Below are 20,714 nucleotides of genomic sequence, written 5' to 3'. Positions count from 1 at the left end.
GCTAGGCGTGCGCGCGCAGGCGTGGGCGGCGGACGCGTACGACAGCCGCGCCATCGGAGAGAGCCTGCGCGTCGCGCTCGCCGACGGGAGGGCGCGACGTGACCTGGCCCCACATGAATCCGAAGCAGAACATCCCCAGCGACAGCACTGACGTCGCGAGCATCCCCCAGCCCGTGTAGGCGATCATCACCATCGGCAGGGCGCTGGCGACGATCGCGCGGGCGGCGTCCCCGCTCGCCGACACCATGTTGCGTCGCCTCCACGCGGCGACGGTCATGACGACGATCGGTGCGAAGAGCAGGACGAAGCCGACGATGCCGAGCTCGGCGAGGGCGAGCACGAACGAGTTGTGGACGGGGATGAACGAGCCCGTCAGTGGGGCGTTCTCGATCGTGTAGCGGTTCGGGCCCGTGCCCGTCCAGAAGAACGTCGACACGATGCGGGCCGCGTACGAGAGGATCTCGCCGCGGACGCCACCCGTGGGGTCCTCCTCGAACCGGGTGATGATCACACCGGACGCGGCGAGACCGGCGACGCCGAGGCCCAGGATCACCGAGAGCTTGCGGGAGAGGTGCAGGGACGGCTGCAGCAGGACCCAGCCGGTCACGAGGGCCGCGGCCGCGGCGAGGTTCGCCCGGCCCTGGGCGAGCACCAACGGGACGAAGGCGACGCCGATCGTGATCCAGATGAGCCGGGCGCGGTCCTTCGCGGAGTTCAGCAGACTCAGCAGGAGCGCGATCGAGATGACCAGGATCTTCCCGAGGTTGTTGGGGTGGTTCGACAGCCCGTTCACGCGGGAGCCGAGGATCTCCTGGTCGGCGGCGGCCACGGCGTTGATGTTCAGACCCAGCGCCTGCAGCACGGCGACTCCGGAGTGCGCGAGCACCACGATGACGATCAGGACGATCAGGCCGCGGCGCAGCCTCGAGTCAGGGTCGGAGCGGGCCGCGCGCATCCCGATCCCCCAGGCGAGGACGGCGATGCAGAGCTGCACGACGCCGGCGATGCCCGGCGGGTCCGAGGGCCAGATGAAGAGGGCGCCGATCGCGATCCAGAGCAGCAGCGGGACGAAGATCCCCACGAGAGGGGGTTTCGCGATGAAGGTGAGGAGCACGGCGCCGACCGCGATGACGAGGGTGAACGTGCGCAGGTCGGGGGAGGAACCGGCGATCCCCACGTGGAAGGCGCCGGAGTCGGAGATCAGCGACACCGGCACGAGGGCGAGGGAGAAGAAGGCGGCGTACGCCACGGTGGCGACGAGTCCGATCCTCGTCGTGACGATCGAGGCCGCCACGACCGCGCAGATCCCGAGGGCGACGACGGCCTCGATGGTCATGACGTGCTCCGCAACGGCGCCGCCGCCCTGTGCAGGCCCGCCACGAGCGCGGGGAGGGCCGCCCGTACGATCTCGGTCTGCGCGGCGACCTGATCGATCAGCGCGGCTGCCGAGAGGTCTGCGACGACCGTGATGTCGGTGGGACGATGCCGCAGTCCGAACACCGACAGGTAGTCGTCGTACTTGAAGTCGGGTTCGGCGTGCCCGGCCACGTCGACCGCGACCACCGGCGTGCCCAGTGCATGAGCGAAGACGACCCCGTGGAGACTGTTCGTCGCGACGACCGGGGCGCTCCGGATGGCCTCCGCCACGGCGAGAGGGGTGGTGGTCGGCAGCTGCACGTCCCACCCGCGGGCGCGGATGCCGGAGAGATGAGCGCGACCGGCGCGCTCGGCGAGCATCGTGAAGTGGGGGATGAACAGCGGGGCGCTCTTCCTGATCGCAGGGCCGCCTCCGTAGACGTCGCCGACGACCAGGGCGGGATCGCCGAGGGTCTGCGTCGAGGGGAGGCCCAGGGCCTCGCGGGTCAGGGTGCCCCTGACGGCGAGGATGCGGTCGGCGGCCATCGGGAGCGGCCTGTGGTCGGGCTCGCGGAGTCCGCTTCCGAACACCGTCGCGTCGGGCTGCGCCTTCCACGCCCTGTTGAGGATCGACCCGACGCCCAGGACGTCCGCGGAGCCGATTCCGCTGCGTCTGATCGGGCGTCTGCTGAGCTCGCCGAGGGCCACGCGGCTGGCCTCGTCTCCGAAGTTGAGGGGAGCACCGCCCATCCTGACGGCGTGCGCCCATGCCGACCCGTGTCGCAGGAGCTCCCCGGCGGCTGTGCGAGGATTGCCGAGTGGCCGCCACCAGTGGAGTGCGAGGGTCAAGCTTCGTTCCTTCCGGGAAGGGCCTGCTATGGGCGAATCGGCGACCGTCGGTCCTGCGTGGCACAGGCTGCGCTTCGCGGCGATCCAGCTGGCCTCCGCGGGGGCGGGGATGGTCGCGTGGATGGTCCTTCCGCGCATCGCGAGCGGGATGGAACAGGAGCCCGCGATCGTGGCCTTCGCGCTGGGCCCCATCCTAGCGTTGCCCCTGACTATCGGTATACCGGTTACGCTCCCCAACGCGTTCCGCCGTGGGGCGGACGGGAGCCACCTGCGCCCAGGCGCGTGGGCGGTGCCTCTGCGGATCGTCTGCGGCATCCTCGCCGTCGCGCTCGGGGTCGGGATCGTGCTCTCCATCGTCGGCATCGCGGGCCTCCCCGTGGAGACCGGTGCGCTGACCGCGTCCTATGCGGCAGGGATGGGGACGTGGCTGATCGCGGCGCAGGTCGCCCGCATCAGGGAGTCGACTCTCCTGATGGCCGCTGGGGGCCTGCTCAACCCGATCCTGCCGCTGGCGTGGATGCTCTTCGCTGGACTCGGGCTTCCGCTCGACCTCGCCGCGACGGCGACCGTCGCCGTGATGACCGTGCTGTGCGCCGGGATCTGGTTCGGGATGCGAGGGCTGCTGTCCGCGCATCCGTCCGCGCCGGGGGGAGAGGCCGCGAGGACGCTCGCGATGGCGACTGTGCTGGTGCCGCATCTGGCCCTGTTCGCCGTGCTCATGCAGGGCATCCGGCTCTCGGCCATCGTCGCCGGCGCCCCCGCTCTGCTGGAGCAGGCTCATCTGGCCGCCCTCGGTGTCACGATGGTCAGCGTCCTGATCAACTCCGTCCACGCGCTGCTCTCGGTGCGGATGCAGATGGCCGACGACCCCGCGCTGACCGCGGCTGTGCGGGCCTCCTCGATCGGCTACGGCGCCCTCGCGCTGGCGAGCACCGTGATCACTCTGATCTTCTATCTCGTGCTCCCGATGGTGTCGGGCGTCGCCGTGCCCCTCGCGGTCGCCGCGCCGCTGGGCCTCACCGTGCCGGCGCTCGCCGTGTACTACGCCTCGTCGGCCATCCAGCTCCGGACCGGCTCCGCGATCGGGCTGCTCACCGCGTCAGGCGGCTCTGTGGTGCTGTGGGCGCTCGCGACCGTCGTGATGCGACCGGACACCCTTCAGGGGCTGTCCTGGGTCTACGCGGTCGCTCCCGTGACGCTGGCCGCGGTCGCCGCCGTGCTGGGTTCCTTCAACCCCGACCCGGTCACGCGGGACGCCACCAGGCTGATGCTCCGCAGGATCGCGCTCCCGGTGGCCGCCTGCGTCGCCCTGCTCGCCGTCGCGGGCGTCGTGGTCGCGGTAACGGGCGTCTGACGGGGTCGATCGCTGCACGCTAGTGGGCGCTGTTCCCCGGCAGGATCACCGCTCTCAGCGTCTTGAGCAGGATGCCGATGTCGCCGAGGAGCGACCAGTTCTCCACGTAGTACAGGTCGAGGCGGACCGTCTCCTCCCACGTCGTGGTCGAGCGGCCGCTGACCTGCCAGAGGCCGGAGACCCCGGGTCTGGCGAGGAGCCGCCGCCGCGCGGCGTCGGAGTACAGGGCGACCTCGGCGGCCACCTGGGGGCGGGGGCCGACGAGGCTCATCGATCCTCCGAGCACGTTGAAGAACTGCGGCAGCTCGTCGAGCGAGTACTTGCGGATGAACCGTCCGACCGGTGTGATCCGCGGGTCGTCCTTCACCTTGAACAGCGGCGTCTCGCTCGTGCCCTGGGCATCGAGCAGGGCGCGGAGCTCGGCGTCGGCTCCCACGCGCATGGATCGGAACTTCAGCATCCTGAACGGGGTGCCCTTCAGTCCGATCCGCTCCTGGGCGAAGAGGAGGGGGCCGGGGCTCGTGGCCTTCACGGCGATCGCGACGCCGAGGAGGAGCGGCGAGGAGAGCGCGATGAGCGCGAGCGCGCCGATGATGTCCATGGTGCGCTTGACGATGCGCTGCCCCGAGCTGAACCGGGGGATCTCGACGTGGATGAGGGGGAGGCCGGCGACGGGGCGCGAGTGGATGCGCGGCCCCGCGATGTCGGTGATGCTCGGAGCGAGCACGAGGTGCTGTCGCCCGGCCTCCAGAGACCAGGAGATCTGCTTCAGCCGCGAGGGCGGCAGGTCGCCGGTGCTGGTGACCGCGACGGTGTCGGCGCCCGTGCGCACGAGGCCCAACTCGACGTCGTCGACGGAGCCGACGACGGGGACGTCCGTACCGGGGACGAGGTCTCCGACCCGCGCGCCGGGGATGCACGCCCCGACGACCGTGTAGCCGGCGTCGGACACTCGGCGGAGCTCGTTGGCGATCGCCGTCACCGACTCGCCGGATCCCACGAGGAGGACGCGTGCCGAGTAGCCTCCGGCGCGACGGTTGGACACCAGCCACTGGCGCCAGAGCCACCGGACGAGCGCGAGCGTGACGATGCCCGCGGGGAGACTGATCAGCAGGTAGCCGCGTGCGACCTCCGACTTGGTCAGGAAGGCGACGATCGCGATCATGCCGAAGACGCCGAGGCTGGCGCGCGCGACCCGGACGTACTCCGTCGTTCCGGTGCCGATCACGCGATGGCTGCGGGAGTCGGCGAGGCCGAGCGCGCAGGCCCAGGCGATGACGAGCCCCGCGGAGAAGAGCCAGTAGGAGATGTTGCCCACGCCCAGCAGGTTGTCGGTCGGCACCGAGGTGTTGCCGAATCCCAGCCAGGCGATCTGCGTGCCGTACACGACCCAGATGAGCGCGAGGAGATCGGTGATCCGGAGGTTGCGTGCGTAGCGCGCGCGCCAGTCGAAGGCGGCCCGCGTGCTGCCGGCTGCGGAACCGAGCGCTCTCCTGTCTGCGCCCGCCCCGGTGTCACTCTCTTCCTGCGTCTTCTTCGTCGCGTCGATGTCGTGTGTCGACGTCACTGTGACCTCGTAATATTCTGGTATTTCCCCCGCGTGAACAGTAGCAGAGCGAAGGATGCCGGAAGGTGCTCGAGGTCGCGGATTTCACGCGGATGTAACAAACCGCCCGGGGCTCGGGGCGCTGGCGGCTCAGCCGCGCTTGAGCAGGTCGTCGAACGCGTCGGCCGAGTCCGACTCCGTGGGCATCACAGCCTTGCCGGTCGAGCGCCTCTTCGCCGCCGAGGCGCCCGCCTTGTGGCCGTGACCGTACCCGTATCCATACCCGTACCCGTACCCGTACCCGTAGGTGTACGCGTCGGCGCCCTTCGTCGGGACCATCGTCAGGACCACTCCGGCGACCTTCGCGCCCACGGTCGCGAGGGCGTCGAGAGCCCCCTGGAGCTGATGCGTCGTCGTCCTGCCGACGGCGACCGCCATGATCGCCCCCGACGTCACCCGGGACAGCACAGCGGCATCCGTCACCGGCAGCAGGGGAGGAGCGTCGCACAGCACGACGTCGAACTCCTCCGCCAGCGCGTCGAGGAGTTTCTGCATCCGGGCGGAGCCGAGCAGCTCGCTCGGGTTCGGCGGGATCTTGCCCGCGGGGAGCACGTACATCGAGCGATTGCCCCAGGGCAGCAGCACGTCCGACACCTTGGCGCGGCCGATCAGGACGTCGGTGAGGCCGGTGCCGCCCTCGATGCCCAGGTACTCGGCGACCTTCGGCTTGCGCAGGTCGGTGTCCACCAGAGCCACGCGCTTGCCACTGTCGGCGAGCGCGATCGCCAGGTTGAGCGTCGTCGTGGACTTGCCCTCCGTCGGGATGCTGGAGGTGATGACGAACGTGTGGCCGCCGTCCATCTCCAGGAACTGCAGGTTCGTGCGCAGCGAGCGGAACGCCTCGGAGCGCGGGTTGAGCGGATCGGCCTGGATGATGAGCGGCCGCTCCTTCGCCTTCGGGTCGAGCGGGATGGCGCCGATCAGCGGTCGATCGGTGAGGTCCTCCACGTCGCGGGGGGAGCGGACGCGATTGTCCAGCACCGACCGCAGCACGGCGATGCCGATGCCGATCGCGAGGCCGACGAGCAGGCCGAGGGCGAGGTTCAGCGGGATGTTGGGGCTGACGGGGGCGTACGCGGCGGCTGCATCCCGCACCCTGGTGAGCTTGATGGCGCTCTGGTCCTGGCCGGCGGGGGTGTCGATGCGCTCCACGGCCGCGGCGAGGCTCGCACCGAGCGCGTTGGCGATGTCGGCCGCCATGACGGGATCGGGGTCCTGCACCGTGATCTGGATCAGCGTGCTGTTCAGCGGGCTCGACGACCTCACGTTCTCGGCCAGGTCGTCGGCCGAGGCGTCGAGGCCGAGCTGGGTGATCACGGGGTTCATCACGACGGGTTCGCGCACCAGGCTGACGTACGTCGTGATGCGGGACTGCGCGAAGGACGACCCCTGCTGCAGCTCGGTCACGGTGCTGCCCGCCTGCGACTGCACGAAGACCACGCTCTGCGACTCGTACATCGGCGTGCGGGTGAGGGAGTATCCGGCGGCGGCGGCGAGTCCGAGCAGCGTCGCGATCACGATCGCGAGCCAGCTCTTGCGCAGGATGCGGATGTAGTCGCTGAGCTCCATGTCGCCTCTCGTCGGTTCCCCTTGGCGGTTCATTGTCGCATAGGAACAGCATTCTGATATTCCGGTTGGCGCTACGGTGGATCCCGATGACCGACTCCGCCGTTGACCCGTCGCATCGCTCGCGCGCGCCTCGACGGAGCGCGTGGTGGAGCGGCGGCTCGACCGTGCGCGCCTGGAACGGCGAGCTCATCGGCTGGAGCGTGATCGGCCTCGGCGCCGGCATGCTCCTGGGGGCGTGGCTGGGGATGCTCTTCGGAGGCGTGTGGGGCCAGGCCGCGCTGTGGGCGGCGCTGCTGACACCCGTCATCCTCGCGTTCCGGAGGGGGATCCCCCGGGGGCTGCTCGCCGTCCGCCCGGTGGACCTGCTCTACGGCGTCGTCCTCGGCCTCGTACTGAGGATCGTGCAGGGCTGGTCGGCGGTCGCGTTCGGAGGCTCCGGCGCCCTCCCGTCATACGCATCCCTGGACGGCTCGCTGCCGAGGCTCTGGTGGGCGGAGGATCTTCTGGCCGGGGGGATCGTGGCCCCCGTGATCGAGGAGCTCTTCTTCCGCGGGGTTCTCCTCGTCGCCCTGTTCAGCGCGGTGAGACGGAGCGCGCGGAGAGCATCGCCGGATCGTCAGGGCGCCGGCATCCGGAGGGCCGGCGTCGTATCGGTCGCGGTCACCACCGTGCTCTTCGTCCTGACGCATCAGCTCGTGTCGGCTCTGACGCCGGATGCCGCGGTCGCGCTGACGCTCCTCGGCATCGCGACCGGCGCGCTCGTCGTGCTCACCGGGCGGATCTGGCCCGCGGTGCTGGTGCACATCGTGTTCAACCTGAGCGGGGTCGGGCTGATCGTCGCCGGGACGCTGCTCGGCTGACCGGCCGCTCAGAGCAGCGCGGCTCGCAGGACTCTGGCGACCTCGTCCACGGCGGGGATCAGCTGCGACGCGGACTCCTCGTACACGGCGCGATCGCGACGATAGGGGTCGATCACATCGTCGTCCTGCGTTCTGGCGGGGGGCATCTGCCCTCGTCGCCCAGCGACGAGGGCCAGCACGGCGGCGAGGCGCGCACGCGGGGCCGTGCCCGCGGCATCCGCGGTCCGGCGGATGGCGTCGTCGTCCAGAGCGGTGGAGAGCGCGGCGAACTCCCGCACGGTGAACGCGCGCCGCAGAGCCGAGGGAGCGAGCTCGACGGACGCTGTCCGATGCTCGCGGGACATGGCGAGGATCAGGTCGGCTCCCGCGGCGATCGGCTCGGTCAGCCACCGGGCGCGGTGTGTCATGACGTCATCGGGGGAGGCTCCGTGCGCCACGGCGATCTCCTGAGACATGCCCGTCATCTCGGCGCCGACCGGCGCGTGGGTGCCTGCGCTGTGCACGGTCGCGTCGACCCCGTGCAGGCGGGCGCGGAGCACGGTCTCCGCCAGGGGGGACCGGCAGATGTTGCCCGTGCAGACGGTGAGGATCACGGGCGTCCCGGTGTCCGCCGACGCATCGGAGGACCGGCCGAGCGCCCGCGGCGCGCTCCGGTCCGCTGGCGCGTCGAAGGAGTCGAGATCCTTCATCGCCCCGCGCCGCTGCTCCAGTTGAGCTGCTCGATGTAGCGCAGCAGCACGCCTTCGCGCAGCGCCCACGGCGAGACCTCCAGCTCGTCGATGTCGAGCACCGTCATCGCGGTGTGCAGGGAGACGGCCGCAGCGACGATCTGGAACGTGCGGTCGGGCGTGATGCCGGGCAGCTCCTGGCGAGCGGATGCGGGGAGGCGCGCCAGCCGGGGGATCCAGGACCCGAGGGATGCGCGGGGCAGCAGCATCCGCTCGATCCCCGACCAGCCGGGGACCGGGTAGCCGACGAGTCGTGCGAGCGAGCGGATCGCCTTCGAGGAGCCGACCACGTGGTCGGGGCGGGGGAGCGCGGCGAACCGGGGGAGGATCTCGGCGAGCGTCGTCCTGGCATGCTCGCGCAGACGCTCGACGTCGTCTTCGCCCGGCGGGTCGTTCGGAAGGAACTGCACGGTCATCCGACCGGCGCCCAGGGGGACGGATGCCGCAGCATCCGGCATCTCGTCGCCACCGGCCGCGATCTCGAGAGAGCCGCCGCCGATGTCGAGCAGCAGGAGCTGCCCGGCCGACCAGCCGAACCACCGTCGGACGGCGAGGAAGGTCAGCTCGGCCTCGGTCTCTCCGTCGAGCACCTGCAGCGGCTGGCCGAGAGCCTTCTCGATGCGCGCGATCACGTCGGCGCCGTTGCGGGCGTCGCGCACCGCGCTGGTGGCCGTCGCGAGCAGCTCGTCCACCCGCTCCTCCGCGGCGACCCTGCGCGCCTGCGTGACCGCGGCCTCGAGTGCCAGGACGCCCTCTTCGGAGATCGCGCCGTCCGGGGTGAGATAGCGCATGAGCCGCAGCACGGTGCGGTCGCTCGTCGTCGCGAGAGGCCTCCCGCCGGGGCGGACGTCCGCCGCGAGCATATGGACGGTGTTCGATCCGATATCGAGGACTCCCAAGCGCACGGGAAGAGACTACCGGTGCCCCGTTACGATGTATGCGTGACCACCGTCGACCCCACGCTGCCACTGTCTCCGTACCGGGAGATCGATCGCGCCGAGTGGGCGCGGCTCGCGGCAGGTCTCGATCAGCCGCTCACCGAGACCGAGGTCGTCGAGCTGCGCGGCATCGGCGACCGGCTCGACCTCACCGAGGTGCGCGAGGTGTACCTCCCGCTGAGCAGGCTGCTCAGCCTGTACGCGACGTCGACCAAGAAGCTCGGCGCGGCGACATCGTCCTTCCTGCAGGAGGACGACTCCACCACGCCGTTCGTCGTCGGCGTCGCCGGCTCCGTCGCCGTGGGCAAGTCGACCATCGCCCGACTGCTGCGCGAGCTGATGAGCCGCTGGCCGGGCACGCCCCGCGTCGAGCTCGTCACGACCGACGGCTTCCTCTACCCGAACGCCGAGCTCGAGCGCCGCGGCCTCATGGACCGCAAGGGGTTCCCCGAGTCGTACGACCGCAGATCGCTGCTCCAGTTCCTCACCGAGGTGAAGAGCGGTGCGCCGGAGGTCCGTGCACCCTTCTACTCGCACATGCGTTACGACATCGTCCCCGACGCCCACGTCGTGGTGCGCCGCCCCGACGTGGTGATCGTCGAGGGCCTCAACGTCCTGCAGCCGCCGCCCGCGCCGAACGACGTCGCCGTGAGCGACCTGTTCGACTTCTCGATCTTCGTCGACGCCGACACCGCGCACATCGAGAAGTGGTACGTCGACCGCTTCCTCGCGCTGCGCCAGGGGGCGTTCTCGAATCCGTCCTCGTACTTCAACGTGTTCGCGCACCTCACCGACACCGAGGCGATCACGACGGCGCTCGGGTACTGGAACGAGATCAACATGCCGAACCTCGTCGAGAACGTGATGCCGACGAAGCACCGAGCGCGGCTCGTCCTGAACAAGGGCGTCGACCACTCCGTCGAGAGCGTGCTGCTGCGCAAGCTCTGACTCGTGTTCGTGCTCGTCATTCCGTGAGGAGTCAGGGAGCGCGGGATCGTGCCCCCTGAACCCCGCATCTCTTGACTTCTCGCGCCGCTCGGGGGCGGGGCGTCGAGCGCGGGGGCGCGAGTTCCGAGCGGAGGACGCCGCGCCGCACGGATTCGTTCGGAATCCTGCCAAAAGTGTGCGCTTACCCTTGACGGTATGTGTGGAATCGTCGGATACGTGGGCCCGCGCCCCAGCCAGGACATCCTGCTCGCAGGACTCGCCCGCCTCGAGTACCGCGGCTATGACTCCGCGGGCGTCGCCGTCATCGACGACGCCGGGACGCTCGGGATGCGCAAGAAGGCGGGCAAGCTCAGCGCGCTGCGCGACTCGCTCGCCGAATCGGCCTTGCCCGACGGCAGCACCGGGATCGGGCACACCCGCTGGGCGACGCACGGTGGACCGACCGACCTCAACGCCCACCCGCACCTCGCGGACGGCGACAAGCTCGCCCTGATCCACAACGGCATCATCGAGAACTTCGCCACGCTCCGTGACGAGCTCCTGGCCGACGGCGTCGTCTTCCGCAGCGAGACCGACACCGAGGTCGCCGCCGCGCTCCTCGGCCGCGAGTACGCCGGCAACGGGGGAGACCTGCAGCTCGCCTTCCGCAGCATCGTGAACCGCCTGGAGGGCGCGTTCACCCTCCTCGCGATGCACCAGGACCACCCGGGCCTCGTCGTCGGCGCTCGTCGCAACTCCCCCCTCGTGATCGGCCTCGGCGAGGGCGAGAACTTCCTCGGCTCCGACGTCGCCGCATTCGTCGAGCACACGCGCAAGGCCCTCGCGATCGGTCAGGACCAGATCGTCTCGATCACGCCGGATGCCGTCAGCGTCACCGACTTCGCCGGAACCCCGGTCGAGGCCGAGCCCTTCGACGTGTCGTGGGATGCCGCCGCCGCAGAGAAGGGCGGATGGTCGTCCTTCATGGCCAAGGAGGTCGCGGAGCAGCCGGAGGCCGTCGCGAACACGATCCGCGGTCGCATCCACGACGGCCAGGTCGTCATCCCCGAGCTCGACGGTCTCGATGAGCTCTTCGCGGGGATCAACCGCATCATCATCACGGCGTGCGGCACCGCCGCCTACTCGGCTCTCGTCGGCAAGTATGCGATCGAGCAGTGGGCTCGGATCCCCGTCGACGTCGAGCTCGCCCACGAGTTCCGCTACCGCGACCCGGTGATCGGCGCCGACACGCTCGTCGTCTCCATCAGCCAGTCCGGCGAGACCATGGACACGCTCATGGCCGTCAAGTATGCGAATGAACGCGGCGCGCGCACGCTCTCGATCTGCAACACGCAGGGTGCGACGATTCCCCGCGAGTCGGATGCCGTCGTCTACACGCACGCCGGACCGGAGGTCGCGGTCGCGTCCACCAAGGCGTTCTCCGCGCAGATCACCGCCCTGCTGCTGCTCGGCCTGCACATGGGCCGCGTCCGCGGAACGGTCGCCGACGCCTCCGTCGACGTCGCCGAGCTGCAGGCGCTGCCGGAGAAGATCGCTCGTGTCCTCGCGGAGGAGCAGGACCACGTGCAGCAGCTCGCCGGCTGGATGGCCGACACCCGCTCGGTCCTCTTCCTCGGCCGCCACGTGGGCTTTCCGATCGCGCTCGAGGGCGCGCTCAAGCTCAAGGAGATCTCCTACATCCACGCCGAGGGCTTCGCCGCCGGCGAGCTCAAGCACGGCCCGATCGCACTGATCGAACCGGGGCAGCCCGTGTTCGTGCTCCTGCCCTCGCCCCGTCACTCGGCGCTCATCCACTCGAAGGTCGTCTCGAACATCCAGGAGATCCGCGCTCGCGGCGCACGGGTGATCGTGGTCGCCGAAGAGGGGGATGCCGCCGTGCTCCCCTTCGCCGACGAGGTCATCCGCATCCCGCTGGCCGGAGCGATGTTCGAGCCGCTGCTGTCGGTCGTCCCGCTGCAGATCTTCGCCATGGCCCTCGCCACCGCGAAGGGCCTCGACGTCGACCAGCCGCGCAACCTCGCGAAGTCGGTCACGGTCGAATAGACCTCCTGCGAAGTGAGACGAGCGACGCTCTGGCGGCTCAGATCGCGGAGCGTCTGCGGAACCCGGGCCTCTCAGCTGACAGTAGGGCCTTCGCGCCGACGAACGGAGGGCACGAGGAACACGGCGGGGATGCCGGAACCGGCGCCTACTAGGCTGAACGGGTGATCATCGGGACCGGCATCGACCTCGTGGACATCCCGCGATTCGAGCGGACCATCGAGCGCACGCCCAGACTGCTGCAGCGCATCTTCACGCCCAGCGAGCAGACCCTGCGGCTGCCGTCGCTGGCCGCGCGCTACGCCGCCAAGGAGGCGCTCATCAAGGCGCTCGGCGGCTCGGACGGCGTGCACTGGACCGAGATCGAGATCGCATCCGAGGCCTCGGGTCGACCCCGGTTCGTTCTCAGCGGCACGACCGCCGCCGTCGTCGACGAGCGCGGCATCACCACGCTGCACCTGACCCTCACCCACGACGCAGGCCTCGCCGCCGCGTTCGTCGTCGCCGAAGGAGAGCCGCTGTGACCGTTCCGTTCCGCGAGGCGAGCATCGACCTCGGCGCCATCAGCGACAACGTGCGCCACTTCACGAGGCTCACCGGCGTGCAGGTCATCGCCGTCGTCAAGGCCAACGCCTACGGACACGGCGCCGCAGCCGCGGCCGTCGCCGCTCTGGCCGGAGGCGCGACCCGACTGGGGGTCGCGGAGATCCCCGAAGCTCTCGATCTGCGACGACAGGGCATCACGGCCCCGATCGTGGCGTGGCTGCACGCCCCGGGGGAGCGGTTCGAGCAGGCGGCCGCGCAGGGCATCGAGCTCGGGATCTCGTCGTTCGACCAGCTCGAGGCCGCTGCCAGGGCGGCCGACGTCGACCATCCCGTCGGCGTGCATCTGAAGTTCGAGACCGGGCTGTCGCGCAACGGCATCGCCCCCGCCGACTGGGGCCGCGTGCTCGCGGAGGCCGCTCGGCTGGAGCGCATCGGACGTCTGCGGATCGTGGGGCTCTTCAGCCATCTCTCCAACACCTCTCCCGAGGACGACAGAGCGGCTCTCGCGCGGTTCGAGGAGGGTGTCGCGACGGCGGCCTCCTTCGGCATCCGCCCAGAGATCCGGCACATCGCGGCCACCGCCGCCGCCATCGACCTGCCGGAGACGCGCCTCGACGCGGTGCGCATCGGCATCGGCATCTACGGCGTATCGCCCTTCGAGGAGCGCACGCCGGCGTCGCTCGGCCTGCGGCCGGCCATGACCCTGCGCGGTTCCATCGCGGCCGTGCGCAGGGTGCCGGCCGGCACGGGCGTCTCATACGGCTACGCCCACCGCACCGATCGGGACACGACCCTGGTGCTCGTGCCGCTCGGGTACGCGGACGGGGTTCCGCGGAACGCATCCGGCCGGCTTCCGGTGTCGATCGGGGGGCGCCGTTTCCTGAACGCGGGACGCATCGCGATGGACCAGTTCGTCGTCGACGTCGGCGACACCCCCGTCTCGATCGGCGACGAGGTCGTGCTGTTCGGCGACCCCACGCTCGGCGTCCCGTCGGCGGCGGAGTGGGGGGATGCCGCGGACACGATCGGCTACGAGATCGTCACGCGCATCGGCACCAGGGTTCCGCGGAGGACCACGTGAGCGTCGACCCCTCCCTCCTCGGACGTCGGGAGATCGAGACCGCAGACGACATGGAGGAGCTCGGGCGGACGCTCGGGGCGACTCTGGAGGCAGGAGACCTGCTGATCCTCACCGGTCCGCTCGGTGCGGGAAAGACCACCTTCACCAGAGGGCTGGCCGAGGGACTCGGGGTGCGCGGACCCGTGCAGAGCCCGACGTTCGTCATAGCCCGCACGCATCCGTCGCTCGTCGGTCGCGCACCGCTCGTGCACGTCGACGCCTACCGGCTCGGCTCCGGAGCGGAGCTGGAAGACCTCGATCTCGATCTCGCACGGTCCGTCGTGGTCGTCGAGTGGGGCCGGGGCATGGCCGAGGATCTCGCCGACGCGTGGTGGGACGTCGAGTTGGAGCGACCCGTCGGGCGCGCGGACGGCCTCGACGCGTCCGAGCTGGACGCCGACGCTCCCAGGATCGTAACGATCGCTCGGGAGGAGCGTCGATGAGCACCGTCTCGGAGTCCGCGCGCGTCGCCGTCATCATCGAGGACGACGTCGACGTGCAGACGCTGCTGGACGAGGTCTTCCGAGCCGCGGGGTTCGAGACCGTGCTGGCCGGGTCTGCACCCGAGGGCATCGCCGCCGTCGTCGCGCACCACCCCGTGATCACGACGCTCGACGTGAATCTGCCGGGGATGGACGGCTTCGAGGCTGCACGACGGATCCGCGAGGTCAGCACGACGTTCATCATCATGCTCTCCGCGCTCTCCGAGGAGCCGGACGTCGTCCTCGGACTCTCGGCGGGGGCCGACGACTACCTCGTGAAGCCCGTCCGCCCGCGCGAGCTGCGCGCCCGGATCGAGGCCGTGATGCGTCGTCCGCGCTTCGAGGCGCCGCCCGCGCCCGGGTCCCCCTCCGGCGGAGCGCCGATGCCGTGGCCTGCGGCCGGCCTGCAGACGCATCGCGACCTCTCCCTCGATCCCGATACGCACACGGTGCTCGTCGGGGGCGGAGAGGTCGAGCTCACCCCGACCGAGTTCGATCTCCTGGCGACCCTGCTCGATTCAGGACGCCGTGTGCGCAGCAAGTCCGAACTGGCCCTCGTCCTCCGCGGCGACACCGCAGGAGGGGCGTCCGACTACGTCGGCGAGCCAGACAGGCGCACGGTCGAGGCGCACATGACGAATCTGCGCCGCAAGCTCGGCGACACCCCCGCCGACCCTCGCTTCATCGAGACGGTTCGCGGTGTCGGCTATCGCCTCACGTCCGCTGATCTCCCGACCGGCGGAGTCCCGAAGGCCTAGGGCGGTCGAGGCCGCGGTTCCCCAACCGCGGCCCCCAGCCGCGCTCCCCAGCCGCGGTTTCCGTCCCCATCAGGATCGTATTGCCCGCGCCGCCCCCGGCGGACGCAGCATCCGCCTTCTTTGAGTAATCTTGCGAGAACGTTGAGGATCGAGGGAGAGGCGGTCGACGATGTCCCGCACGCTGTCGATCTGGCGATGGCAGCTGATCTTCACGGGCAGCATGCTCGCGGTCGTCGTGGTGATCGCCGCCTTCTCACCGCACACCTTCGGCAACCCGCTGGTGGCGCTGGGGCTCGTCGTTCTCGTCGCGACCACCCTGGTGACGCTCATGGTTCCGTGGCCACGCATCCCGCAGTCGATCGTCGTCGCGGTGCCGCTTCTCGACGCGCTCGCCGTAGGTCTGGCGACGAGCGCTCCCGGCATGCGCATCGAGCTCCTCTGGGTGTTCCCGGTGGCCTGGCTCGCATCGTACTTCGCGCTGCCGTGGGTGTTCGCGGGCATCGGCTTCATCAGCGCGTGTCTTCTCCTCTTCACGAGCCGCAGCGGAGAGCCCGCCGACGTGCTCGTGCGCGTGCTCATCGTCGTGCTGACGCTGAGCTTCCTCGGCACGACGATCCGCATCGGCGCACAGCGCTCGCGGGCCGCGAGACGGCTCCTGCAGCGGCAGTCCGAGCAGGCGGAGAGGGCCGCCGATCGTGCGCAGACCCAGGAGCAGCGGGTCACGCAGGTCATCGACGCCCTGGACGTGGCGCTCGTCGTGGTCAATGCGGACGGTCGGATCCTGAAGATGAACGACGCCTATCGCACGCTGTACGGTCGTGATCGATTCGGGGCCGCTCTGCCGTCGACGGCCGTGGAGTACGACGAGCGCAGGGGTGCACCGCTGTCGCCAGAGCGGACGACCCTGTCGCTCGCGGCACGTGGCGAGGAGCTCAGGAGCGAGCGGATCTGGCTCTTCGATCAGGAGGGGCGGTGGCGCGCACTGCAGGCGAGCACGCAGCGCCTCGCCGACGCGACGGCGCGCGACCGCAGCACCCTGCTCATCATCGACGACGTCACCGCACTGATCGAGGCCGCCGAGGAGCGGCGCACCCTCACCGCGATCGTGTCGCACGAGCTGCGCAACCCGTTGATGGCGATCCTCGGCCACGTCGACCTCCTGCGGGAGCGGGACGATCTGCCCGGCTCCGTCGTCGCGCAGCTGGAGGTCATCTCCAACGCCAGCGAACGGATGCAGCGGCTGGTGGAGAGCACGCAGGACGAAGCGAGGCGCGCGTCGGAGTCGCTGCCGGAACCGGTCGATCTCCGCCAGGTCGTCGATGCGTCGGCGGCGTCGTACTCGGCGATCGCGAGGAGCAACCGGCAGGAGCTCGTCGTGGAGGGACTCGACAGCCTCGTGGTGCGCGGAGACGCCTTCCGTCTGCGCCAGGTGCTCGACAATCTGCTGAGCAACGCGGTCAAGTACACCCCGGGCGGTGGCGGCATCCGGGTGAGTCTCGGCGTCGACGACGGCGGGGCGGTGCTCACGATCGCCGACACCGGCGACGGGATGACGGCCGACGAGGTCGCGCGGGTCTTCGACCCCTATTTCCGCACCGCGCGGGCCGTCGTCGGGGGCGCCCCCGGCACCGGGCTGGGCATGGGCATCGCCCGCGACATCGTGACCGACCACGACGGGAGCATCGAGGTGGGCAGCGCTCCCGGTGCGGGAACCCGTGTCACGGTGCGGTTCCCGCTGATCGAGGAGGACGGATCATGAGGGAGCTGACGCACACCGCGATCAGCGTCGACGTCATGACCAGCATGGTCGCGGTGGTGACGGTCGTGACGGTGGTCGTTATCGGGCTCGCGACGCTCGCACGGCCGAGCAGGGCGACGATCACCTGGGGGGCGGCGTTCGCACTGGGGATGCTCGGCACCTATCTGTGGGTGGGTGGTATCCAACTGCATGAGCCGCGTCTGACGGCCGGAGCATCTGGACTGCTGCTCTGCTTCGAGCCGCTCCTCTGGCTGGGGCTGCGGATGCACAGGGGTGCGCGCCCGCTCTGGTGGCCGCTCCTCGCCTTCATGGTGCTCATCCCGACCGTGCTCGTGCTCGCGGCGGGGACACCGGCGTTCCAGGTGACGTTCCGCCTCTCTTTCCTCAGCGCGAGCGTCTTCGCCGGGCTGGTCGCGTGGGAGCTGATCAGACTGAAGACGGTGTCGCGCGACATCACGATGCCGCTTCTCCTGGCCGCGTGCTCCTTCGTCGTCGTCGCGATCGCCGGTGCCGTCTCCGTGCTGCTGGACAACGGAGTGAGCTCCGACGAGCAGCTGAGCGTGCTCCGTGGCGTCAACAGCGTGGGCACCGTGGTGACCAGCATCTGCGCGGCGTTCACCCTCGTGCTCCTCGTGCGGTCAGATCGGGTCGCTCCGGCCACGGGTGATGCGGCCGCGCGTGCGGCGCGCAGGCTTCGCAAGGCACAGGCTCAGAACGACAACGCCTGGTCCGTCCTCGACGTGCGGCTGGACGATCCGCTGGACCTCAGGGAGGCGTCGACGAGCACCGGATACGCGGCGATCGTCGAGCGCTTCCACTCCGATATCGAGGAGGTGCTCCCCGCGAGTGCCGATGCCGATCGCGTCGACGACTCCCGTTCGATCATCGTCATCCGCGGGAGCGAAGAGGAGATCCGGCACCACATCCGCGCTCTGCTGCAGCGGATCTCGGCGATCGAGCACGATGCGGGCGCCTCCGGGATCCGGGTGTCGGCGAGCATCGGCTGGGCGAGCGCCTCGGCGTGGGGGCACGACTACGACGCGCTGGCGGCAGCGGCCGGCACGGCATCGGCGTCCGCCCGCGCCGATGGCGGCGACCGCTGGAAGCGCGCGGAGGAGAACGGCTCAGCATCCCCGGCTACCCTGGAAGCGTGATCCTCGCCGTCGACACCTCCCTCGGTACCGCCGTGGCCCTCATCGACGCTGACGGCGCCCTCCGCGCCGAGGCGGCGACCGCCGACCCGCTCGGGCACGCCGAGGTGATCGGCGATCTGCTCGCCGACGTCCTGAAGGACGCGGGGGCGGGGGAGATCACCCACGTCGTGTCCGGCATGGGCCCCGGGCCCTTCACCGGCCTGCGCATCGGCATCGCGGCGGCTCGTGCCTTCGCCCTCGGGCGCGGCATCCCCGTGGTCCCGGTGCCGAGCCATCTCGCGGCGGCGCTCTCGGTGTCCGCCGACGGTCCGTTCGCCATCGTCACCGACGCGCGTCGTCGAGAGGTCGCGGTCACGGTGTTCGACGGGACGGATGCCGACGGCATCCCCGCCGTCGTCGCCGACACGGTTCTCGTGCCCGCGGTCGAGGCCGATGCGCACCTGGGCGGCGTCCGGCGGATCGACGTGTCCGAGTTGTCCGGCGCCGACCTGGCGCGGGTCGCGGCGCGTGCACTCGCGGCAGGACGCGTCCTGGCCGACGACGAGCCGCTGTACCTGCGGCACCCCGACGTCGTGCTCCCCGGAGCGCCGAAGCGGGTGGGATCATGACGCTGCGTCCCGCGACTCCGTCCGATCTCGACGGGATCATGGCGATCGAGAACCGCGCGTTCCCGACCGACGCGTGGAGCGCCGAGTCGATGGCGTCCGAGCTCGCCAGTCCGCACGCCCGCTACCTCGTCGACGAGGTCGACGGCGTGACGATCGGCTACGGCGGTGTGCGGGCGCTGCAGGGCGGGTCGGATGCCGACATCCAGACCATCGCGTTCGACGCCGATCGCCGCGGTGAGGGCCGAGGACGGGCCCTGCTGCGCGCGCTGCTCGAGGCTGCAGTGGGGCGGGGCGCACGAGAGGTGTTCCTCGAGGTGCGCGACGACAACCCCGCCGCGGCGGGACTGTACCTCTCGGAGGGTTTCGAGGAGATCGGCCGCCGCCCCCGCTACTATCAGCCGGACGATGTGGATGCGATCGTGATGCGCCTCGACCTGCGCGCGTGGGATGCGCGGCGCACCGCGACGTCGAAGGAGCAGACCGCATGACCGCCGCCCCCCTTGTGCTCGGCATCGAGACGAGCTGCGACGAGACCGGCATCGGCATCGTCCGCGGACGCACCCTGCTCTCGAACACGATCGCCTCGAGCATGGACGAGCACGCCCGCTACGGCGGCGTCGTTCCGGAGGTGGCCGCGCGCGCTCATCTGGAGGCGCTGCAGCCGTCGATCGACGCGGCTCTCGACGAGGCCGGCATCCGTCTGCAGGACCTCGACGCGGTGGCGGTCACCAGCGGGCCGGGGCTCGCGGGGGCGCTCATGGTCGGCGTCGGCGCGGCCAAGGGCCTCGCGGTGTCGATCGACAAGCCCCTGTACGCGGTCAACCACCTGGTGGGGCACATCGCGGCCGACATCCTCACGGCGGACTCCGCGCCGCTGGAGTACCCGACCATCGCGCTCCTCGTCTCGGGCGGGCACACCTCGCTCCTGCACGTCCGCGACCTCACGACCGACGTCGAGCTGCTCGGCGAGACCATGGACGACGCCGCGGGCGAGGCCTTCGACAAGGTCGCAAGGCTCCTCTCCCTGCCCTACCCCGGCGGGCCCGAGATCGACAGGGCCGCGGTCGACGGCGACCCGAACGCCATCCGCTTCCCCCGTGGCCTGTCCAAGGCGTCCGATCTGGCGAAGCACCGCTACGACTTCTCCTTCTCCGGACTCAAGACCGCCGTCGCCCGCTGGGTCGAGCGCTGCGAGGCCGATGGCGTCGAGGTGCCGGTGGCGGATGTGGCGGCGAGCTTCCGCGAGGCCGTCGTGGACGTGCTCGTGACGAAGGCGCTGGCGGCGTGTGAGGATCTCGGGGTCCCGCGACTGCTGCTCGGCGGGGGCGTCATCGCGAACCGCAGGCTGCGCGAGGTCGCGCTCGCCCGTGCCGAGAAGGCGGGGGTGACGGTGCGCATCCCGCCGCTGTCGCTGTGCACCGACAACGGCGCCATGATCGCGGCGCTCGCCGCAGAGCTGATCTCCTCCGGTCGGCGGCCGTCGACCCTCGCCTTCGGCGCCGACTCGACCCTCCCCGTCACGGAGATCCAGGTGGCCGAGCGCTCATGACCACACCGGACGACGGGCTGCGCGCCCGCATCGAAGGACCCAGCGGCGAGGTCGAGCGGCCGGCGGGGTCTGCTCGTCTCCCCGGCGCCAGACGCGACGCGTACACGAAGCTGCCCACCGGGCCGGTGACCGTGGAGCCGATCGTCGCCAGCGGTCCGCACCTCGAAGACGACGACGAACACGACGGGTGGGAGCCCTCGGCTGCGCCCGCGTCCGTCGACGAGACGCGGCTCGCGCCCTGGGCGCTGCTCGCCGCGATCGTCTCGCTGTGCGCCTCGTTCTTCGTCGGCTGGGTGATCCCGGTCGCGGTGGTGGCCGTGATCGCGGCGATCATGTCGCTGCGGCGTCCGGCCGAGAGCAGAGCCGTCGCGACGTGGGCTCTCGTGCTCGGCCTCGCGGCGACGACGTACAGTCTGGGCTGGCTGGTGTGGGCCGGTCTGCAGTTCGAGAGGTTCGGGTAGCGGATGCTCGACGCCGACCGGACATCGAT

Annotated in this window: 20 protein-coding genes; 14 read left to right on the top strand and 6 right to left on the bottom strand. The window is 70.6% G+C overall.

Features of this window, described 5'->3' with window-relative positions; all coding sequences use genetic code 11:
- Position 1: 1 nt before the first annotated feature.
- Together MRBLWH10_RS12015 and MRBLWH10_RS12010 are read right to left on the bottom strand one after the other, a co-directional pair.
- The gene (locus tag MRBLWH10_RS12015; protein ID WP_341940046.1) at positions 2-1,336 is read right to left on the bottom strand and encodes an O-antigen ligase family protein; all 1,335 of its coding nucleotides are present in this window, start codon (positions 1,334-1,336) and stop codon (positions 2-4) included.
- Positions 1,333-2,205 carry a polysaccharide pyruvyl transferase family protein gene (locus MRBLWH10_RS12010; protein ID WP_341940045.1) on the bottom strand — a complete coding sequence of 291 codons (873 nt, stop codon included), beginning with the start codon at positions 2,203-2,205 and terminating at the stop codon, positions 1,333-1,335. Before MRBLWH10_RS12010 ends, MRBLWH10_RS12015 begins: the two co-directional genes overlap by 4 nt.
- Positions 2,206-2,233: 28 nt before the next feature.
- On the opposite strand from MRBLWH10_RS12010, the gene MRBLWH10_RS12005 reads away from it, so the two are divergent.
- Entirely contained in the window at positions 2,234-3,559 is a 1,326-nt protein-coding gene (locus MRBLWH10_RS12005) for a hypothetical protein (protein WP_341940044.1), read from the top strand.
- Positions 3,560-3,578: 19 nt separating this feature from the next.
- On the opposite strand, the gene MRBLWH10_RS12000 is transcribed toward MRBLWH10_RS12005, so the two are convergent.
- Both MRBLWH10_RS12000 and MRBLWH10_RS11995 read right to left on the bottom strand, forming a co-directional pair.
- Positions 3,579-5,126, bottom strand: a complete 1,548-nt coding sequence (locus tag MRBLWH10_RS12000; RefSeq protein WP_341940043.1) for a sugar transferase — start codon at positions 5,124-5,126, stop codon at positions 3,579-3,581.
- A 129-nt stretch (positions 5,127-5,255) separates the two neighbouring features.
- The gene (locus tag MRBLWH10_RS11995) at positions 5,256-6,734 is read right to left on the bottom strand and encodes a polysaccharide biosynthesis tyrosine autokinase (protein ID WP_341940042.1); all 1,479 of its coding nucleotides are present in this window, start codon (positions 6,732-6,734) and stop codon (positions 5,256-5,258) included.
- A gap of 86 nt (positions 6,735-6,820) precedes the next feature.
- Here MRBLWH10_RS11995 and MRBLWH10_RS11990 point away from each other — a divergent pair, with 86 nt between their 5' ends.
- Positions 6,821-7,594, top strand: a complete 774-nt coding sequence (locus MRBLWH10_RS11990; RefSeq protein WP_341940041.1) for a CPBP family intramembrane glutamic endopeptidase — start codon at positions 6,821-6,823, stop codon at positions 7,592-7,594.
- 8 nt (positions 7,595-7,602) lie between these two features.
- Here MRBLWH10_RS11990 and MRBLWH10_RS11985 read toward each other — a convergent pair whose 3' ends face one another.
- Together MRBLWH10_RS11985 and MRBLWH10_RS11980 are read right to left on the bottom strand one after the other, a co-directional pair.
- Entirely contained in the window at positions 7,603-8,283 is a 681-nt protein-coding gene (locus tag MRBLWH10_RS11985; RefSeq protein WP_341940040.1) for a low molecular weight phosphatase family protein, read from the bottom strand.
- The gene (locus MRBLWH10_RS11980) at positions 8,280-9,227 is read right to left on the bottom strand and encodes a Ppx/GppA family phosphatase (protein WP_341940039.1); all 948 of its coding nucleotides are present in this window, start codon (positions 9,225-9,227) and stop codon (positions 8,280-8,282) included. Before MRBLWH10_RS11980 ends, MRBLWH10_RS11985 begins: the two co-directional genes overlap by 4 nt.
- A gap of 36 nt (positions 9,228-9,263) precedes the next feature.
- Between MRBLWH10_RS11980 and coaA the strand changes: the two genes are divergently transcribed.
- The 12 genes from coaA to MRBLWH10_RS11920 all read left to right on the top strand — a co-directional run bounded on the left by coaA (position 9,264) and on the right by MRBLWH10_RS11920 (position 20,685).
- The gene (gene coaA / locus MRBLWH10_RS11975; protein ID WP_105672691.1) at positions 9,264-10,208 is read left to right on the top strand and encodes a type I pantothenate kinase; all 945 of its coding nucleotides are present in this window, start codon (positions 9,264-9,266) and stop codon (positions 10,206-10,208) included.
- A gap of 195 nt (positions 10,209-10,403) precedes the next feature.
- Positions 10,404-12,251 carry a glutamine--fructose-6-phosphate transaminase (isomerizing) gene (gene glmS / locus MRBLWH10_RS11970; protein WP_341940038.1) on the top strand — a complete coding sequence of 616 codons (1,848 nt, stop codon included), beginning with the start codon at positions 10,404-10,406 and terminating at the stop codon, positions 12,249-12,251.
- A gap of 161 nt (positions 12,252-12,412) precedes the next feature.
- Positions 12,413-12,772, top strand: coding sequence for a holo-ACP synthase (locus tag MRBLWH10_RS11965; protein WP_341940037.1), 360 nt, complete (start codon positions 12,413-12,415; stop codon positions 12,770-12,772).
- Positions 12,769-13,875 carry an alanine racemase gene (gene alr, locus MRBLWH10_RS11960; RefSeq protein ID WP_341940036.1) on the top strand — a complete coding sequence of 369 codons (1,107 nt, stop codon included), beginning with the start codon at positions 12,769-12,771 and terminating at the stop codon, positions 13,873-13,875. Before MRBLWH10_RS11965 ends, alr begins: the two co-directional genes overlap by 4 nt.
- Positions 13,872-14,357, top strand: coding sequence for a tRNA (adenosine(37)-N6)-threonylcarbamoyltransferase complex ATPase subunit type 1 TsaE (tsaE, locus tag MRBLWH10_RS11955; protein WP_223586964.1), 486 nt, complete (start codon positions 13,872-13,874; stop codon positions 14,355-14,357). The genes alr and tsaE overlap by 4 nt, the downstream gene beginning before the upstream one ends.
- Entirely contained in the window at positions 14,354-15,154 is an 801-nt protein-coding gene (locus MRBLWH10_RS11950; protein ID WP_341940035.1) for a response regulator transcription factor, read from the top strand. Before tsaE ends, MRBLWH10_RS11950 begins: the two co-directional genes overlap by 4 nt.
- Before the next feature lie 169 nt (positions 15,155-15,323).
- A complete protein-coding gene (locus MRBLWH10_RS11945; protein WP_341940034.1) occupies positions 15,324-16,913 on the top strand; it encodes an ATP-binding protein in 1,590 nt (529 codons plus the stop codon).
- Complete coding sequence (locus MRBLWH10_RS11940) at positions 16,910-18,067, top strand: hypothetical protein (RefSeq protein WP_341940033.1); 1,158 nt, start codon at positions 16,910-16,912, stop codon at positions 18,065-18,067. The genes MRBLWH10_RS11945 and MRBLWH10_RS11940 overlap by 4 nt, the downstream gene beginning before the upstream one ends.
- On the top strand, positions 18,064-18,675 hold the full coding sequence (gene tsaB, locus MRBLWH10_RS11935) for a tRNA (adenosine(37)-N6)-threonylcarbamoyltransferase complex dimerization subunit type 1 TsaB (protein WP_341940032.1): 612 nt from the start codon (positions 18,064-18,066) through the stop codon (positions 18,673-18,675). The genes MRBLWH10_RS11940 and tsaB overlap by 4 nt, the downstream gene beginning before the upstream one ends.
- Positions 18,672-19,163 (top strand): ribosomal protein S18-alanine N-acetyltransferase, encoded by a 492-nt coding sequence (rimI, locus tag MRBLWH10_RS11930; RefSeq protein WP_341940031.1) that lies wholly within the window; start codon positions 18,672-18,674, stop codon positions 19,161-19,163. The genes tsaB and rimI overlap by 4 nt, the downstream gene beginning before the upstream one ends.
- A complete protein-coding gene (tsaD, locus tag MRBLWH10_RS11925) occupies positions 19,160-20,224 on the top strand; it encodes a tRNA (adenosine(37)-N6)-threonylcarbamoyltransferase complex transferase subunit TsaD (RefSeq protein WP_341940030.1) in 1,065 nt (354 codons plus the stop codon). Before rimI ends, tsaD begins: the two co-directional genes overlap by 4 nt.
- Positions 20,221-20,685 carry a hypothetical protein gene (locus tag MRBLWH10_RS11920; RefSeq protein WP_341940029.1) on the top strand — a complete coding sequence of 155 codons (465 nt, stop codon included), beginning with the start codon at positions 20,221-20,223 and terminating at the stop codon, positions 20,683-20,685. Before tsaD ends, MRBLWH10_RS11920 begins: the two co-directional genes overlap by 4 nt.
- Positions 20,686-20,714: the final 29 nt, after the last annotated feature.

Origin of the sequence: Microbacterium sp. LWH10-1.2 (assembly GCF_038397765.1) — a bacterium.
Classification (GTDB): domain Bacteria; phylum Actinomycetota; class Actinomycetes; order Actinomycetales; family Microbacteriaceae; genus Microbacterium; species Microbacterium natoriense.
The sequence above is the reverse complement of the archived record's forward strand: the minus strand, read 5'-3'. Positions and strand labels throughout refer to the sequence as shown.